Source organism: Kitasatospora sp. NPDC096140 (assembly GCF_040303045.1).
Classification (GTDB): domain Bacteria; phylum Actinomycetota; class Actinomycetes; order Streptomycetales; family Streptomycetaceae; genus Kitasatospora.
The window spans coordinates 37,797-53,734 of the sequence record NZ_JBEOUW010000037.1; the positions used below are offsets into that span (position 1 = coordinate 37,797).

Consider the following 15,938-nt stretch of genomic DNA (forward strand, 5'->3'; position numbering starts at 1 on the left):
TCACGTTCTGCGTGACGCTCGTCTCCTCAGCATCCGCTCGGGCCCCAGAGCCGGGCGTGCCCATCTGGACCGGACCAGCAACCGGGAGCCACCCGGTCTCTGCCGCTTCCGGTCAGTGATCCCGCCTTGGTTCCGTCCCAAGGCGAGCCGCCCACCAGCTCAAGGGATGTGGTCCGCCGTGTTCATCGGTGTCCCGCCGCCGTGGAGATCAGGCAGCTATCTCCGCTCTCAGCCGCTCCAGGGCACCGTCCGCCTGTTCCCTGACTTCAGGCAGACGTCGGCCGGCCCGGAGAGCGCGCTGGAGTTGGTGCGGCAGGCGGTGGAGGGTGGCGCCGTCGACCGCGGCGCTGAGCTGTTGCGCCGCGCCGGTCGGGTCTCCCTTCCGCAGCAGCACTTCGCCGGCCGTGATCGCCGCGATGATCCGCCACTGGGACGTCGCTGCAAGACCGGTGGCCGGAGCCCGGTCGAGCTGCTGGACCGCTTCGGCGACCCGTCCGGTGCCCATGAGACCTCGAAGGCGGACTTCGTGGAGTGTGAACTCGGAGAACAGGGCGGTAGGCGTCACATCGTTCAGCAGTCGGCGGCCCTCATCGACAGCGGCGTCGAAGACGGCAGAGTTCCCGGCGGCTCCGGCCGCACGGGCGAGCAGCATGGTGGCCTCGGCGCGTTCGGTGGCGGTACGGGCGATGTCGCGTGCCTGCGCGAGCCTCTCCAGTGCGCGGAGGTGCAAGCCGGACTTGCGAAGTTCGTTGCCGTGGTGGCGCAGTGCGTGGGCGTGCAGGCCTGGATCACCCAGGCGTCGAGCGACGCTGAGTCCCTTGCCGGTCCAACGGGCTGCGGCGGCCAGGCGCTCTTCCGGGAGCACGTGACCGAGCGCGACGCCGAGGCCGACACGGGCGCTCGCGAGGAGGCGCAGGGTGTCGAGGTCGGCGTGGCCGTCGGCGGTTCGGGCTTCCAGGCGGGCGACCAGCGGCCACAGCTCGGCGACCGCGGTGGTGGCTTGGCCGGCCTGGCGGGCGACCTCGGCCAGGCGCAGCACGGAGTCGGCGAGTTGGATCAGCAGTTGGTGGTCTCCGTCGGCGTCGTCGGTGATGCCGAGGCAGTGAGGCGGGAGGCCGAGGCGTTCGGCGATGTGGCGCAGGGCGCCGATGTCGGTGATGGTGCGCGAGCCGGTCTCGATGCGGGAGACGTAGCTGGTGGAGTAGCCGAGGAGGTCCGCCAGCTCCTGTTGCGACAGGGTGTGGAGTTCGCGGTAGAGCTGGAGGATTTCGGGCAGGGCGCGGCGGCGCAGGATGTCCTGGGCTCTTGGTGTCGTCCAGTGCCAGCGGATTCCGCCGTAGGGATCGATCCCGGCCATGGGTCAGGCCTGGTCGTGCTGTTCGTACCAGCGGGCGATGGAGTCCTTGTAGCCCTGTGGCATGACCAGCCCGGGCACCTCGTCGCGGTGGAAGAGGCCGGCTTCCTTGTGCTCGTGGCTGACGACCGGGGCCCGGTGGGCGTCGGTGGCGGTGCAGCCGTAGGTGACGATGAAGACCTGGCGGCCGGGGATCGGCTCGTACATCCACACGTCGAGCAGCGGGCCGGCAGTGGCCGTCCAGCCGCTCTCTTCGAGGATCTCGGTGATCACCCGCTGCTCGGGCGTCTCCGTTCCCTCCAGCTTGCCACCGGGCAGTTCCCATTCCTGACGCTCGTTCTTCAGCAACAGCACCCGTTGCTGCGGGTCGAGCACGACGCCCTTGATGGAGATCGGGAAGGTCGGCGGCACGTAGGGCTGTTCTGTCTGTCCGGTCATCGCTTCTTCCGGGGCGCGCAGGCGGTCACGGGCCCGTCGAAGGTAGCAGTTGAGCGCTCGCGCGGCGTCCCGATGCGACGCGATCGCCGTTTGACAATCTGTCACTTCCCATCCTGGCGGAGGGCGGTGGAGAGTGTGTCGCCTCCCACCCACTCGGTTCCCTGAGGGAGATCCACGATGCCGTCTTCCGATTTCAACCGCACCAGCGGCGACGAGTTCACCGCGCGCATGCTGGACGGAGAAGCGCGCGAGCACGCGGCAGCGGTGCTTCGTGAACACGGGATGCTCCGGCTCGCCAGGCTGGGCGGGCGGGACGACGTGCTCCGCACGGCCGGTCGGCTGATGTCCTCGCTGTGGCAGCACCGGGATGCCGACCCGGACGGTCTGACCGTGATCCGCGACACCGGCCGCCACGACGGACGGACGGGCTTCGCAGGGCTGGGCCGCGAAGCCCTGGCTCTGCACACCGAGTGCGCACAGCACCCGGCGCCGCCCCGGCTGCTCCTGCTCGCGTGTGCGCGGGCCGGCGAGGCCGGCGGCGAGAGCCTGCTGGTGGACGGCCGAGCCGTCCTCGCCGAGCTGGCTGCGCACCGCCCAACCGTCATCGAAGCGTTCGCCGCGGATCGGGCTGCCTTCTTCGGTGGATCGAGCGGCCACTTCACCCCGGTCCTTCAGCAGTTGCCAGGCGACCGCTGGCGGTTGCGGCTGAGGCAGGACGACTTCGCCCGCTTCTCGCCCGAGGCCGACGCGCACCTGCCGGCCTTGCGCCAGGCCCTCGACCGGAACACCCAGCGGTTGCGTCTCGCGCCCGGGCAGGGTGTCGTGCTGGACAACCACCGTGTGCTGCACGGCCGCACCGCCTTCTCGGGCGAGCGGCTGATCCTGCGCGCGCTGGGCGAACCGCATTCCGCGCTCGGTCTCGATCCGGGGTTCCTCGCGTCGTGCCCAACTGCCGCGCGCCCGAACAGCCGGCCTGCGGGAAGCCTGAGCGACCGACTCCCCACCGCAGCAGAGCCGAAGACCGGCACCCGGCACTGCCGCCCCACCGTCTCCTGGTGACGCGAGGCGCACCCGCGCCCCGGCTCCAGGTCCCGCAAGGGAATCCCACCACAAGGAGAAGCCCCATGGCCCAGAAGATCACGGTCGAGTCCAAGGCCACCACGCCCGCCGCCGGCGACGAGTTCGACCTCGACGTCCGCACCGTCGAGACCGCCGACGCGGCGAGCCTGCAGGTCCTCACCGACGACGGCTGCGGCAGCACCTGCGGCGCCTGCACCACCGGCCTGCAATGACCCGGCCGGCCGGTGCCCCGGGAGCAGCGTCCCTGGGCACCGGCCGCCACACCGTCCCGTCCTGTCTCCGACTGCGAGGTTCACGCCCATGCGCCCTCCCGCTTCCACGGCTCCCTACCGCGCCGCGATGGTGGCGCTCGTACGCGCCGTTGCCAGACCCGATCTGCGGGTTCCCGCGTGGCCGGACCTTGACGGCGACGGTGCCTCAGCAAGCGACCGCCGAATGCGGTGGCTGCGCGCCGTATGGGCGGACACGCTGCTCTCCCAATCCCTCGGCCTGGCCAGTCCGGCTCTCGCCCGGCGCGTTGCTCAGCTGACGGCTTCCCCTTCGCCCTCATCGCGAGACGTGCGGCGTGCTGCTCTGTCCACCGCCCGCTACTTGGCCCGGGCGACGGGGCGCCCGACCCCGTTCGGTCACTTCGCCGGGGTGCAAGCGGCGTCGTTCGGACCGTCCTGCGACCTGCGTTGGGGCGACGAGCATCACGCCGTCACCCGTGCCTCTACCGCCCGTCTGGCCCGGTTGATCGAGCGGTTGGAGCGCTGCCCCGCCCTGCTGGCCCGTCTGGACGTGACGGCGAACACCACCGTCCAGGTGCGTGGCGACCGTCTCGTCGTCCCCCATCGCCCGCTCGAACGCCCCGGCGGCGGCACGACGTCAGCCGAGACAACCGTGCGTCACACCCGTCCCGTTTCCTTCGCCATCGCCTCCGCCCGCCATCCGATTCGTTTCCAGGAGCTGGCCGACAAGGTCCAGGCCGAGTTCCCCAACGCGGCCACGGAGCATGTGTCCGGTCTCCTCGCCGAGCTCATCGCCGTGCAGGCGCTCATCACCAATCTGCACGCGCCGGCGACCGATACCGATCCGCTCCAACACATGCTGGCCACCCTGGAGGCCGCCGACGCCGACAACGTCGCCGAAGCTGCCGCGCCCTTGGCAGACCTACGCGTCGCCGGCACCGCCGGGGGCGGCCGTCTCGCGACCGCCGTGGACCTGCGGCTGGACGCCGACCTCGTCCTCCCGCTCGCGGTGGCCGACGAGGCCGCACGAGCAGCCCACCTGCTCGCCCGGCTCAGCCCTGCGCCCAACGGCACCGCAGCATGGCGCTCCTACCATCAGCGGTTCTACGAGCGCTACGGCCGCGGCGCCCTGGTACCTCTGCTCGATGTGGTCGCCGACAGCGGGATCGGCTGGCCAGACGGCTATCCCGGCACCCGGACCGCCGAGAAGCCCCGCTACGACGAGCGTGACAGGATCCTGGCCACGATCGCCCAACAGGCCGCTCTCGACAGCGCGCGCGAGGTCGTCCTCGACGAGCGCCTGTTGACCGCACTCGACCTGGGCCCCACCGAACCCCGTCTGACACCGCACCTGGAAGTCGTCGCTCGCATCCACGCCCCCAGCCAAGAAGCGCTCGACCGGGGCGAGTTCCGACTGGAGGTCGTCTCGGCGTCCAGGGCCGCCGGCGTCTCCGTCGGCCGCTTCCTCCACCTCCTCGAATCCCGCGATCGAGCGGCGTTCACGGAGCTGTTGACGGACCTGCCGACGATGGACGAGCACGCCGTCACCGCCCAGCTCTCCTTCCCGCCGCTGGACCCGGCGACCGGGCACGTCGCCCGCAGCGTGCCCACCGGTCAGCTGGTCATCAGCCTCGCTGAGCACCGCCCGACGGCCGACGGCACCCTCGGCCCCGACGATCTCGCGGTGGGCTGCGACGGACGGCGCATGTACCTGGCAGCACCGGCGCTCGCTGTGCGGATCGAAGCCTCTGCCACCCACGCCCTGAACCTCCGCCACCACACCCCGCCGCTCGCCCGGCTCATCACCGAGCTGTCCCGAGCACAGACCGCGCAGGTCACGCGCTTCGACTGGGGTGCCCTCCAGGCCCTGCCATTCCGGCCACGGCTGCGGCACCGGCGCGTCATCCTCTCCCCAGCCGCCTGGCGGCTCACTGCAGCCGAACTCCACTCCTACGGGGCCCCGCAGGACCAATGGGACCAAGCCCTCGCTTCGTGGGCGGGACGGCGCCGCGTCCCGAGGCACGTGCTGCTGGCCGCCGACAGCCAGGGCCTGCCACTCGACCTCGACCACCCCGGCCACCGCGTCCTGCTGCGCGAACACCTGCGCATGGGCACGCACGCAGTCCTCGTCGAGGAGCCCGACCCGGCCGCTCTCGGATGGGCCGGCGGGCGGGCCCACGAGATCGCCATCCCGGTCACGGCCACCCGGACACCTACCTGGCCGCGCCTGCCCCATCCCACCCCTGCGCGAGTCCTGCGTCGCGGCCACGGTGACGCTCCCGGCACCTCACGGGTGCTCCTCGCCTCCCTCTACGGCGACCTGGAGCGCCAGGACACCGTCCTCGCACGACACTTGCCCGACCTGCTGGAGCGTCTCGGCAATCCGAAGTGGTGGTTCGTGCGCTTCCGTGACCCGCGTCAGCACCTGCGGCTGCGCATCGCCCTGCCCGACCCGGCCGCCTTCGGGCCCGCCGCCGGCGTGATCAGCACGTGGACCGCCGAACTCCACCAGGCCGGCTTGCTGTCGGAGGTGGTGTACCCGACCTCCTACACGGAGACCGGTCGGTGGGGTGAAGGGCCCGCCTGGGCCGCCGCCGAACAGGTCTTCCGCGCCGACTCCGCAGCTGTCCTCACCCAGTTGATCCAGCCCGCGCTGCCCGGCCGACAGGGGCTGCTCGCCGCACACGCCGTCGCCATCGCGGCCGGGTTCACCGGCTCGGCGACCGCCGGCTTGCGCTGGCTCGTCGACAACATCCCAGCCCAGGCCCCGGCAGCCATCCCCCGACCGCTCTTCGCCGAGGCCGTACGCCTCGCGGACCCTGCCGACGGGTGGGCCGCGCTGCGCGAAGAGGCGGGCGGAGCCGAGATCGTGCAGGCGTGGGCCGGCCGTGACGTCGCGCTGGACGCCTATCGTCGTCACTTCCCGGGGCCCGACACCCGGGGCGTGGACGCGGACGACGTTCTCGGCTCACTGCTGCACTGCTCGTACGTGCGCGCGCATCGGATCGACTTCGACGACGAGGCCCGAGTCCTCTACCTGGCCCGCGCCGCCGCTCTCGCCCGCCTGTCCCGGGACGGTGCCCTGTGACCACCCCGCACCCTGCTCTCCGGCTGTCTGACCGAATCGCCGAGCTGCTGGCCGATCCTGCCGACGTGCCCGTGGCGTGGTCGTCGCGCCCGCAGTGGCGCCAGTCGCTGGCGCACGGCGCCCCGGGCATCGCCCTGCTCCACATCGAGCGCGCCGCCGCCGGCCGAGGCCCGTGGGAGCCGGTCCGTGCCTGGCTGTCGGTCGCGGCCAGCGTCCCGGTCACCAGCGGAGCGGACAGCTACCTCTACTACGGCGCCCCGGCACTCGCCCACGCCCTCACCTGCGCCGCCCAGGCCCGCTCCGGCTCCTATCAGCGTGCCCTCGCTCACCTCGACCAGGTTGTGGCCGGCGACGCGGTACGCCGCTGCGAGCAGGCGGAGGCTCGGATCGAGCGCGGCGACCTGCCACGGCTCGCCGAGTTCGACACGATCCGGGGGCTGGCCGGCATCGGCTCGGTCCTCCTGCGCCGCGCGCCCGGCGGAGAGGCGATCCGGCGGATCCTGGCCTGCCTGGTACTCCTGACCAAGGACGTCAAGGCCGAGGGAGAGTCGCTGCCCGGCTGGTGGACCCTCACCGGCCCGTCCGGCGAGCGGGACGAACGGTTCCCCGGCGGGCACGCCAACACCGGGCTCGCGCACGGGATCGCCGGGCCGCTCGCGCTCCTCGCCCTCTCGCTGCGGCGCGGCATCGAGGTCGACGGCCAGCGCGATGCGATTCGCACCGTCCTGGCCTGGCTGGAGCGCTGGCGCGACGGCCATACATGGCCGTACTGGATCACCCCCGCGCACCTGGCCGGCCCGCACCGCAGACCGCTTCCGCCGCAGCGGCCGAGCTGGTGCTACGGCACCGCCGGCATCGCCCGCGCCCAGCAACTCGCTGCCCTCGCCCTCGACGACCCGCGCCTGCGCCACGACGCCGAAAGCGGCCTGGCCACCGCACTGGTCGACCCGATAGCGCTCGCTGCGACCACCGACCTATCCGCCTGCCACGGCTACGCCGGGCTCGCCCACATCGCCCACCGCGCCGCCGCCGATGCCTCCCCGCGCAACGCCGGCCAGCTGCGCTCCGCCGCCGCCCTGCTCCTGGACACCACCCACCCGCCGCACGCCGGCCCCGACGAGCAGGCCCGCCACCTTCTGGCGAGCGCGGGGCCGGCCTTCCTGGAAGGCGCCGCCGGCACCGCCCTGGCCCTGCTCACCCCCGCCACCGGCACCGACCCCGCGACCCACTGGGACGCCTGCCTGCTCACCTCCTGACGACCCGACCGAGGACCGATCCGATGACCACCGGCTGGATCCAGCACGACCTCACCTTCGCCGACCCCTCCACTGTCGAACCAACCGCGGCCCACCACCTGGCCCCCGTACTCACCTTCGCCCAGGACAACGGCAACCTGGACGGCTGGTGGTACATGCGCAAGAAGGGGCTGCGACTGCGATACCGGGCCGCCAACCCCGTGCCCGTCCTCACCTCCCTGCTCGACACCCTCGCCGAGGAGGGCCTCCTCGCGGGCTGGGCCACCGTCATCTACGAGCCCGAGACCCAGGCGTTCGGAGGCCCCGAGGCCATGAAGATTGCCCACCGCCTCTTCCACGCCGACAGCCGCAACCTGCTGACCCGCGCTGCCGAGCCGAACCCGCCCGCCCTCGGCCGCACCGAGACCGTCGTCGTCCTCACCTCCGCCATGCTTCGCGCGGCCGGACTCGACTGGTACGAACAGGGTGACGTCTGGGCCCAGTTCGCGATGCTGCGCGACGCCCCGAAGCCCGTAGCGCCCGACCGTGCGGCCACCCTGACCGCCGCCATGCGCCACCTGATGCGCGTCGACACCTGGGCCCTCACCCGCGACACCAGCCCGCTCGCCCACCACGGCGGCTGGGTCCACGCCTTCGAACAGGCCGGGCAGGACCTCGCCGGCCTCGCCCGCGACGGCCACCTCACCCGCGGGCTCCGGGCGGTCCTCGCACACCACCTCCTCTTCCACGCCAATCGCGCCGGCCTGCCGGTCGACCACCAAACCGCCACGGCCGCACGGGCGTTGGACACCGTCTTCCACTCCGACGAGGGCCCCGCGCCTTCGACGCCCGCCATCCGCACCACTACTAGGGTCACCCACATGACTACGCTCAGCAGCGACACCGCTTCCGACGCCCCGACCGCCGAGGAACTGCGCGCCGCCCTCACCGACCGGCTGCTCGCCCAGGGCGCCATCCGCACCACCGCGGTGGAGAACGCCTTCCGCACCGTGCCCCGCGAGCACTTCCTGCCCGGCTTCCCGCTCGAAACCGCGTACGCGGACAACCCCACCTACACCAAGGCCGACGGCTCCGGCACACAGATCAGCGCCGCCTCCCAGCCCGCGATCGTCGCCCTGATGCTGGAGCAGCTCCACCCGCAGCCCGGCGAGCGGATCTTCGAGGCCGGCGCGGGCACCGGCGTCAACGCCGCCTACATGGGCCGCATCGTCGGCCCGGACGGGCACGTGACGGCCGTGGACGTGGACGAGGACCTCGTCGACGGCGCCCGAAAGCACCTCGCCGACGCCGGGATCACCAACGTCGACGCGGTCCTCGGCGACGGCGCGCTCGGCCACCCCGACGGCGCGCCGTTCGACCGGGTCATCGCCACCGTCAGCACCAGCGAGATGCCCACCCCGTGGCTGGAGCAGGTCAAACCCACCGGCCGGATCGTCCTACCGCTGCGGCTGCGCGGGACCGCCAGCCGGGTGATCGCCTTCAAGCGCGGCGAGGACGGCTGGGTGTCGGTCGACGACCAGCTCGCGGTCTTCATGCCGCTGCGCGGCAGCATGGACGACGCCCGCCGCACCGTCCAGCTCACCGACAAGGGCGACGTCACCCTCCAGATCCACAAGGACCAGGGCGCCGCCGTCGATGCCCCCCTGCTGCTCGGTGTCCTCGACAGCCGGCGCCACGAGATCTGGACCGGGGTGACCATCCCCGCCGGCACCACCTACGAGTACCAGGACCTGTGGCTGGCCCTGACCCTGCCCAACTCCCTGATGCGGATGAGCGTCACCGGCTCCGCTCGCGAGCGCGGCGTCGTCACCCCGATGTTCGGCTGGGGTGCCATGGCCACGGTCCAGGGCGGCTCCCTCGCCTACCTCACCCTGCGCCCCGGCGAGCCCACCACCGACGGCCGCAAGACCTACGAGACCGGCGTGATCGGCCACGGCCCCGACGGCGTCGTGCTCGCCGACCTCGTCGCCGAGCAGATCCGCGTCTGGAACACCGGCTTCCGCGACCGCACCCTGCGCATCGCCCTCCCCGACACCCCGGGCGCCGCCGACCCCGCGGCCGGCCGCTTCGTCCTGGAGCGCCCGAACCACCCGATCACCGTCACCTGGGAGTAGCCGCCGTGCACCCGACCGGACCGACCGCCCAGCGCTTCCCGCTGGTCCCGCGGATCCGGCCCGTCTGCCTGCCCCTGAACGCGCGTGTCGGCCGGCTCTGCGAGCTGGCCGACACGGCCTCCCGGCAGACCGACGCGGTCCTCGCCTCCACCGTCCTCAATCAGGCCGCCCTCCTCGCCTCCGACCTCGGCCTGCCCGCCGACGCCCGAGCCCTGTGCCACCGCCACGCCGTCCTCTACCTCACCCGCGGCCCGCTCCCGGCCGTGAGCGCCATCCGTGGCCTCGAACCCCTCGTCAACCTCGCCCGTCTCCACCTCCGAGCCGGCCGCCACCAACGCGGCCGCGGACTCCTCCGCGACCTCTACCACGCCGTCACCACCGCCACCGGGACGACGCTCGACGGAATCAACGTCCCCGCCCGCCTCACCGAAACCGACCAGCAGCGCGCGGAAGTCCGAGCGTGGCTGTGGCGGGTCGTCATCGCCGACGGCACCCGCGCCCTGACCGCTGCCGGCCGCTGGCAGGAGGCTCTGCGCCATATCGAGGAGCACCATGGCATCGGCCGTCGCATCCTCGACGGCCGCCAGACCGCCGTCTTGGCCGCGGCCACCCGCGGCGACCGTCCCACCGCCCTGGCCATCTTGCGCGATACCGAACCCGGCGACCCGTGGGAGAACGCCGTCACCGCTGCCCTCACCGCCCTGTGCGGCCCCGGCGAACGGCACGCCGCCGAGTACGCCGCCGACCTGTGGACCGCACTCGACCCGGGCGACGGCCTCGCGGTGTTCACCATCAGGCTCGCCCTCACTGTCCTCGACGCCACCGACCCTGGCACCCCTGCCGCCCGAAATCTCGCCCGGGCCGCCATCAGTCGAACGGAGGATTCCTGCGACGGCTACGCCCTGCGCGACCTCCTCACCCACTCCGCCGTTCGCGCCGTCCTGGACGCCAATCGAGCTGCCACCCTCGAACAGGCTCTCGCCGCCTCCGCGCTAGGCAGCGGCAGCCTGCCCAAGGACACCCACAAGCAGTTGGACGCCGCGGTGGACAGCGCCGCCCGTGTGCTCGAAGACGCCCCGTTCGAAGCAGGCGCGCCCGAAGGCGATCCAGCATGAGTGCAACCCCGCGAGCGCGGGGCCGACTGGGGACGGCGCGACGTGGGTGCCCAGTGGCAGGAGCAACCCCCGCGAGCGCGGGGCCGACGTCGCCTCGTACAGCTGCACCAGGATGTCCCCGGAGCAACCCCCGCGAGCGCGGGGCCGACATGTGGACCTCGCGGGCGTCGCCGGCGATCTCCGAGCAACCCCCGCGAGCGCGGGGCCGACGACCAGGGGGACGATCGGGGACGGCGCCCCGTCGAGCAACCCCCGCGAGCGCGGGGCCGACAGCTGGACGACGGCCGTGCACTGCAGGGCCGCGGAGCAACCCCCGCGAGCGCGGGGCCGACGCCTGCTGTTGTTCCCGTTCAAGGTGCCTGCTGGAGCAACCCCCGCGAGCGCGGGGCCGACCGATGCGCCCTCAGGACCGCATCACGGTGCCGGGAGCAACCCCCGCGAGCGCGGGGCCGACTGACCCCCCCCCCCGGACCCGGCCGCCGCGTGCCTGAGAGCAACCCCCGCGAGCGCGGGGCCGACCTGTACCACCCCGAGTTCTTCCCCCTGCCGCGAGAGCAACCCCCGCGAGCGCGGGGCCGACCCGGATGCCTCCAGCCTGGAGCCGTACACCATGGAGCAACCCCCGCGAGCGCGGGGCCGACTCGCGGATCCAGCCCGGCACGCCCCGGATCCAGGAGCAACCCCCGCGAGCGCGGGGCCGACGACGGTGTGGACTCCCCGTGGCCGCGGCGGCTGGAGCAACCCCCGCGAGCGCGGGGCTGACTTCTTGCCCACCCGGGTGGTCCAGGCCCGGGGGGAGCAACCCCCGCGAGCGCGGGGCCGACAGGAATCGCCCCGCTCCGGCGAGGCCGACGCCAGAGCAACCCCCGCGAGCGCGGGGCCGACAACTCAGCGCCCACCATCATGTCCGTCGCCACCGAGCAACCCCCGCGAGCGCGGGGCCGACCCCGCGTCCCTCCTCTCCGGCGTGATCAGCGCGGAGCAACCCCCGCGAGCGCGGGGCCGACCCGAAGCCGCACGGATCGAAGCCGACGCACAGGGAGCAACCCCCGCGAGCGCGGGGCCGACCCGGCGTCGTCGTTGGGCTCGGGCGGCAACTCGGAGCAACCCCCGCGAGCGCGGGGCCGACGCTTCGCGACCTGCGGGTTTACCGGCGGGACCGGGCTGAGAGAATCAGTCCGTCGAAGTCGACGGGCTTCCATCGGTCCTTGCCGGCGGTGCGGACGGTCCAGCCTTGTTCGTTGGCGGCGGGTTCGACGAGGACTGCTTGGCCGTCGCCGATGCGGGTGGCGAGGAGGTCCCAGAGGCGGTCGCGGATGCGGCGGCTGGGGGTGCCGACGAAAACGCCGGCGTTGACCTCGACCATCCAGCGGGTGAGGTGTCCGCGTAGGCCTTCGGGGGCTGCGATGAGGATGATGACGGTCATGGGCTGCTCGTGTCCTGGGTGAACTCCGGGCCGATGATGGCCAGGTGTTCGTCGCCCATGCCCGGGTCGGAGGCGATGGGCGGAGGTGTTGTCTCGGTGCCGGACCAGTTGACGCCGCCTTGGACCGTGCCGACGCGTTCGTCCCAGAGTTCGTTCACCTCGGCGTCGGGCATGTCGGTGCCGTCCGGGCTGAGGAGGGTCTTGACGTCGTGGACGATGCGGCCGAGCAGCTTGTCCTGGGCGATGCGGTCGCGCAGGCCGAGTCGGGCGTCGCGTTCTTCGGTGTGGCCTTGTTGTGCGAGGTCGAAGGCCAGGGGGATGGTGTATTCGGCCTTGTAGAGGTCGGCGATGTCGAGGACGAATGAGGTCGCCAGCCCGGTGTGTACGAAGCCGAGGCCGGGGCTGGCGCCCAGGCCGGTGATGACGGCGTGGCAGATCCCGTACAGCGCGGCATTGGCCGCTGACAGGAGGCGGTTGAGGTCGTCGCCCGCAGCGTGGGCGTCACCGGCCTTGTAGACCCGGCCGTTCCACGGGACGCCGGTCCGGCGTGATTCCGCTTGGTAGAGCTTGCGGATGCGGGCGCCCTCGCGTCCGCGCAGCTGCTGCATGGTGGCGGTGCTGACATCCTCACCGGGGAACCGCATGCGGTACATGTTCCGTGCCACGCCCAGGCGTTCCTTGGTTCGGCTGACCAGCCAGGCCTGCCGGTTGAGCAAGCCCGCGCCGCGGCTGGGGCCGAGGCCGGCAGCGTACATTCGAACGCCCTGCTCGCCGACCCAGCACACGGTGGTGCCGGAGTCGGCGAGCAGGTTGACAGCGCCGTGGGTGATACGGGTGCCGGGGCCGAGGAGCATCACGGCGACCATGGCGGCGGGGACACGGACGGTCTCGCGCTTGTTGATGACCACGACGGCGTTCTCGTCGCGGTCGATGTGGCTGCGCTCGACGTAGACGCTGGAGACGCGGTCGGCGAGGCGGTGCAGGTCGTGAGGGTGGGCTTTCCACCAGATGTCGGCCATCGGTCAGCGGGGTCCGGTGGACAGCGGGGCGAGGGTGAGCAGGCCGCAGCCGTAGGCCTTGGAGGGGCCGATGCCCCCGAGGAGGGCGGTCTGCAGGAGGCCGGGATCGGTGATCTGCAGTCGGCCTTCGAAGGTGGCGGTGGTGAGGGTGACGGGGGCGCGGGTGCCGGGCTTGGTGAAGGTGTTGCGGCTGCGATCGGTGATCCTCACCTCTCGGCCGGGCCGTGCGTCGGCGGTCACGTCCGAGGCGAAGGGTTCGAGGCCGGGCGCCGGGGTGTCGGTACGGGCCTCGGGGACGGTGAAGCCCCAGCGGGTGGTGCGGTCCAGGAACCAGGTGAGCTGGTGGGCGGCGGTGCGGTGGGCCATGCGGTAGGACCGGTGGTGGAGTTCGGCTGCGGTCTTGGTGCGGTGCGCGCTCGCCTTGTCGGGTTTGGAGGTGTTCTGGACGGGGCTGGCCTTGAGCCGGAAGGCGAATTCGCGGCCGGCGGCGAGCTGGGCGAGGAGCGGGCTGTAGTCGCGGATCGCGTAGTGCTCGCCTTCGGCGTCGGGCCATCCGGCCTGTTCGACGACGTGTGTCCAGTCGGGCTTGGAGGGGGTGAGGACCAACAGCATGGGGCGACGCGGGTGGTCGGCGTCCAGTCGCCACAGGATCCGGTCACCGGGGGCGGTGTCGGGAATGCCGGCCAGGACTGCCCCGTGCAGGGCGCGGGGGTTGGCGAGCAGGTTGCGGCTGGCGGCGCGCAGAGGGTTGATGCGGACGCGGGAGAGGTAGGTCATGGGGTCACCAGCCCAGCAGGGCGAACGGGTCGTGGCCGCCGGCTGCGGCAGCCGGTTGAGCGGTGTGCGCGGCGGATGAGGCGAGGCCGGTGGGGACCTTGAGCCAGGCGTGACGGATCCGTCGGGTGGAGAAGCCCCGTTCGCGGGGCGAGAACGAATGCGGGACGTCCTGCAGGGTGTCCTCGCCGGAGGGGTCGTCGAAGGTCGCGGCCAGATCGATCCGGTGCGGGGAGAACGGTTCCGGGCCCCGATCGGCCCGTCGACGGTAGGCGTTCCTGGCGGCCTTGCCGGCTTGCCAGGGCTCCTCGGCCAGGACGTCTTCCAGCGTGCCGTCACGCACCGCGCCGAGGGTGATCGGCTGGGTGGGGACGCAGGAGCGTCGGCCGAGGGCGAGCGGAAATGCGGGATGGCGGATCGCATCGCCGAGCGTGGTGACGAGGGCTGCCGGGCCCTGGACGGCGGCGACGAACACGGCGTCCTGGAGGTAGTAGCGGTGGGTGACGTGGGTGTCCTTCGCCGGGGAGGTCGGCTTCTGGGCGCCCTTGGCGTTCACGCCGGCCTGCGGAAGCGGCCGGCCCCGGTAGTCGCTGACGGTGTGGTAGTCGCGCAGGAGCGTTCCGGGCTGGTCGACGCGCACGCCCAGGCGCAGGCCGACCAGGTCGGAGATGTCCGCTTCGCGGGGTCGGCCCGCGGCGGCGGCGAGCAGGCCGACGATGCCGGACTTGGTCGGCTGGGGCCGGCTGTCACGGCGGTTGAACGCGCTGTGGTCGCCCCAGGACTGCAGCGGTCCGGCCAGGCGCAGTACGAGTACTGCCTGTTCCTCGTGCTGGGCTGCGGGGGTGGGATCGGCGGGCATCAGTTGTCGTTCACCCGCTCGGTGAGGACGGTGCGCAGACGGTCGCGAAGCTCGGTGAAAGTGCGGTTCGCCCCGAAGGCCGCCTCCAGCTTCTCCCCGGTCTCGTCGGTGTCCGTGTCGGTGCCCAGGGTGTGGCAGATGCCGACGTACAGCGGGCTGTCGCCCCACTGCTCGGTGGCGGTGGAGAACTCGGTGGCGAGGCGGCGCGCGGACTCGGCGACGATGCCCCGGCTCGCCGGGACGGGGTTCTCGTACGCGGAGACGAGGTTCACCGGCTGGTCGGCGCGGACGGCCACGGCGACCAGGCTGGGGCGGGTGCGGTGGGCGAAGGAGTTGCCGTAGCCGGTGGGCATGGAGCGGGCGAAGGAGTCGACGAAGAGGTCGACGGCGTCGACGGCGGCCTTGTCGTCCCCGAGGTTCTCGCGAAGCTGGTGCAGGCCGACGGTGGCATAGCGGTAGAGGGTGGCGGAGTTGAAGCCGATGGTGCCGATCATTCCGGCGCCGGTCTCGTCCGCGGTGTTCTCGTCGTCGACCGCCGTGTAGTAGTCGAATTCGAGCTCGGTGGCGTGGGTGGAGATCGCGTGCGCGACCTGCGTCGCGGCGTCGACGTTCAGGCCGGGGATGTCCGCGACCATCCGGCCGAACAGCGCCACGTCCGCCGGGTGCCCGCTCTGCAACTGGTCCTTGACCGGCAGGGCCTTGACGGCCTCCTCCAGTGCCTTCGCGTCAAGGGTGGCGAGGTCCGCGGCGGTGTCGGCGACCAGGCCGACGATGCCGTCCAGCTGGCGGCGCCCGTAGAAGAGGAGGTAGGCGGTGTCGCCTTCCTTCTTGCCGGCGGAGATCCCGGTCGACTTGATCAGGGCGCCGGCGATCCGCTGCGCGTCCTCGGCGGGGATGCCGCTGCGCTCGGCGATGCGCTTGGCGAGCTGGGAGGCGATCCGCTTCGTGCGGGTGGCGAGGTCCTGCGGGTCGCGGCTCTCGGCGAAGTGGAGGCGGGTGGCGCGCTTCCAGGCCTGGGAGGAGACCCGGGAGCGGCGCTTGCCGCCGAAGTACGCCTCCTTCGGGTTGCCGTTGTCGTCCCGGTTGAGGTTCGCCGGCGGGACGGTCTGCAGGATGTGCACGTCGATGTAGAGGCGGTCGGTCATGCGCTACTCCTCGAACGGTGTGGGCCGGTGGTGGTGGGTG

13 protein-coding genes and 1 CRISPR repeat array are annotated in these 15,938 nt (G+C 72.5%); of the genes, 6 read left to right on the plus strand and 7 right to left on the minus strand.

Features of this window, described 5'->3' with window-relative positions:
* Positions 1–208: 208 nt before the first annotated feature.
* Both ABT048_RS30890 and ABT048_RS30895 read right to left on the minus strand, forming a co-directional pair.
* Positions 209–1,357, minus strand: coding sequence for a helix-turn-helix domain-containing protein (locus ABT048_RS30890; RefSeq protein ID WP_350524847.1), 1,149 nt, complete (start codon positions 1,355–1,357; stop codon positions 209–211).
* 3 nt (positions 1,358–1,360) lie between these two features.
* Positions 1,361–1,792: an NUDIX hydrolase gene (locus ABT048_RS30895; RefSeq protein WP_350524848.1), complete on the minus strand. Its 432-nt coding sequence runs from the start codon at positions 1,790–1,792 to the stop codon at positions 1,361–1,363.
* A 177-nt stretch (positions 1,793–1,969) separates the two neighbouring features.
* Between ABT048_RS30895 and ABT048_RS30900 the strand changes: the two genes are divergently transcribed.
* From ABT048_RS30900 to ABT048_RS41745, 6 genes are all read left to right on the plus strand, one after another.
* Positions 1,970–2,851, plus strand: a complete 882-nt coding sequence (locus ABT048_RS30900; protein WP_350524849.1) for a TauD/TfdA family dioxygenase — start codon at positions 1,970–1,972, stop codon at positions 2,849–2,851.
* Positions 2,852–2,916: 65 nt separating this feature from the next.
* Positions 2,917–3,084 (plus strand): FxLD family lanthipeptide, encoded by a 168-nt coding sequence (locus tag ABT048_RS30905; RefSeq protein WP_350524850.1) that lies wholly within the window; start codon positions 2,917–2,919, stop codon positions 3,082–3,084.
* A gap of 223 nt (positions 3,085–3,307) precedes the next feature.
* On the plus strand, positions 3,308–6,190 hold the full coding sequence (locus ABT048_RS30910; protein ID WP_350524851.1) for a lantibiotic dehydratase: 2,883 nt from the start codon (positions 3,308–3,310) through the stop codon (positions 6,188–6,190).
* Positions 6,187–7,446 (plus strand): lanthionine synthetase C family protein, encoded by a 1,260-nt coding sequence (locus tag ABT048_RS30915; RefSeq protein ID WP_502894096.1) that lies wholly within the window; start codon positions 6,187–6,189, stop codon positions 7,444–7,446. Before ABT048_RS30910 ends, ABT048_RS30915 begins: the two co-directional genes overlap by 4 nt.
* Positions 7,447–7,469: 23 nt before the next feature.
* On the plus strand, positions 7,470–9,560 hold the full coding sequence (fxlM, locus tag ABT048_RS30920; RefSeq protein WP_350524853.1) for a methyltransferase, FxLD system: 2,091 nt from the start codon (positions 7,470–7,472) through the stop codon (positions 9,558–9,560).
* 5 nt (positions 9,561–9,565) lie between these two features.
* Positions 9,566–10,675 (plus strand): hypothetical protein, encoded by a 1,110-nt coding sequence (locus ABT048_RS41745; protein ID WP_502894097.1) that lies wholly within the window; start codon positions 9,566–9,568, stop codon positions 10,673–10,675.
* A 60-nt stretch (positions 10,676–10,735) separates the two neighbouring features.
* Positions 10,736–11,804: direct repeats of the CRISPR family, unit length 28 nt; unit sequence GAGCAACCCCCGCGAGCGCGGGGCCGAC.
* Positions 11,805–11,822: 18 nt separating this feature from the next.
* Here ABT048_RS41745 and cas2e read toward each other — a convergent pair.
* Genes cas2e through cas7e form a run of 5 tightly spaced genes read right to left on the minus strand, consistent with a single transcriptional unit; the run spans position 11,823 to position 15,898 of the window.
* Positions 11,823–12,101 (minus strand): type I-E CRISPR-associated endoribonuclease Cas2e, encoded by a 279-nt coding sequence (gene cas2e, locus ABT048_RS30925; RefSeq protein WP_328952747.1) that lies wholly within the window; start codon positions 12,099–12,101, stop codon positions 11,823–11,825.
* Positions 12,098–13,120, minus strand: coding sequence for a type I-E CRISPR-associated endonuclease Cas1e (gene cas1e, locus ABT048_RS30930; RefSeq protein ID WP_350524854.1), 1,023 nt, complete (start codon positions 13,118–13,120; stop codon positions 12,098–12,100). Before cas1e ends, cas2e begins: the two co-directional genes overlap by 4 nt.
* A 3-nt stretch (positions 13,121–13,123) precedes the next feature.
* Positions 13,124–13,897 carry a type I-E CRISPR-associated protein Cas6/Cse3/CasE gene (gene cas6e / locus ABT048_RS30935; protein ID WP_350524855.1) on the minus strand — a complete coding sequence of 258 codons (774 nt, stop codon included), beginning with the start codon at positions 13,895–13,897 and terminating at the stop codon, positions 13,124–13,126.
* Between the two features lie 4 nt (positions 13,898–13,901).
* Positions 13,902–14,753 (minus strand): type I-E CRISPR-associated protein Cas5/CasD, encoded by an 852-nt coding sequence (cas5e, locus tag ABT048_RS30940; RefSeq protein WP_350524856.1) that lies wholly within the window; start codon positions 14,751–14,753, stop codon positions 13,902–13,904.
* Complete coding sequence (cas7e, locus tag ABT048_RS30945; RefSeq protein WP_350524857.1) at positions 14,753–15,898, minus strand: type I-E CRISPR-associated protein Cas7/Cse4/CasC; 1,146 nt, start codon at positions 15,896–15,898, stop codon at positions 14,753–14,755. Before cas7e ends, cas5e begins: the two co-directional genes overlap by 1 nt.
* Positions 15,899–15,938 lie beyond the last annotated feature (40 nt).

Bases quoted from the DNA above. Each gene is read 5' to 3' on its own strand.
- cas6e (WP_350524855.1), bottom strand. From the start codon at position 13,897: ATGACCTACCTCTCCCGCGTCCGCATCAACCCTCTGCGCGCCGCCAGC.
- cas7e (WP_350524857.1), bottom strand. From the start codon at position 15,898: ATGACCGACCGCCTCTACATCGACGTGCACATCCTGCAGACCGTCCCG.
- ABT048_RS30910 (WP_350524851.1), top strand. From the start codon at position 3,308: ATGCGGTGGCTGCGCGCCGTATGGGCGGACACGCTGCTCTCCCAATCC.
- cas1e (WP_350524854.1), bottom strand. From the start codon at position 13,120: ATGGCCGACATCTGGTGGAAAGCCCACCCTCACGACCTGCACCGCCTC.
- ABT048_RS30895 (WP_350524848.1), bottom strand. From the start codon at position 1,792: ATGACCGGACAGACAGAACAGCCCTACGTGCCGCCGACCTTCCCGATC.
- ABT048_RS30890 (WP_350524847.1), bottom strand. From the start codon at position 1,357: ATGGCCGGGATCGATCCCTACGGCGGAATCCGCTGGCACTGGACGACA.
- ABT048_RS30900 (WP_350524849.1), top strand. From the start codon at position 1,970: ATGCCGTCTTCCGATTTCAACCGCACCAGCGGCGACGAGTTCACCGCG.
- ABT048_RS30905 (WP_350524850.1), top strand. From the start codon at position 2,917: ATGGCCCAGAAGATCACGGTCGAGTCCAAGGCCACCACGCCCGCCGCC.
- fxlM (WP_350524853.1), top strand. From the start codon at position 7,470: ATGACCACCGGCTGGATCCAGCACGACCTCACCTTCGCCGACCCCTCC.
- cas5e (WP_350524856.1), bottom strand. From the start codon at position 14,753: ATGCCCGCCGATCCCACCCCCGCAGCCCAGCACGAGGAACAGGCAGTA.
- cas2e (WP_328952747.1), bottom strand. From the start codon at position 12,101: ATGACCGTCATCATCCTCATCGCAGCCCCCGAAGGCCTACGCGGACAC.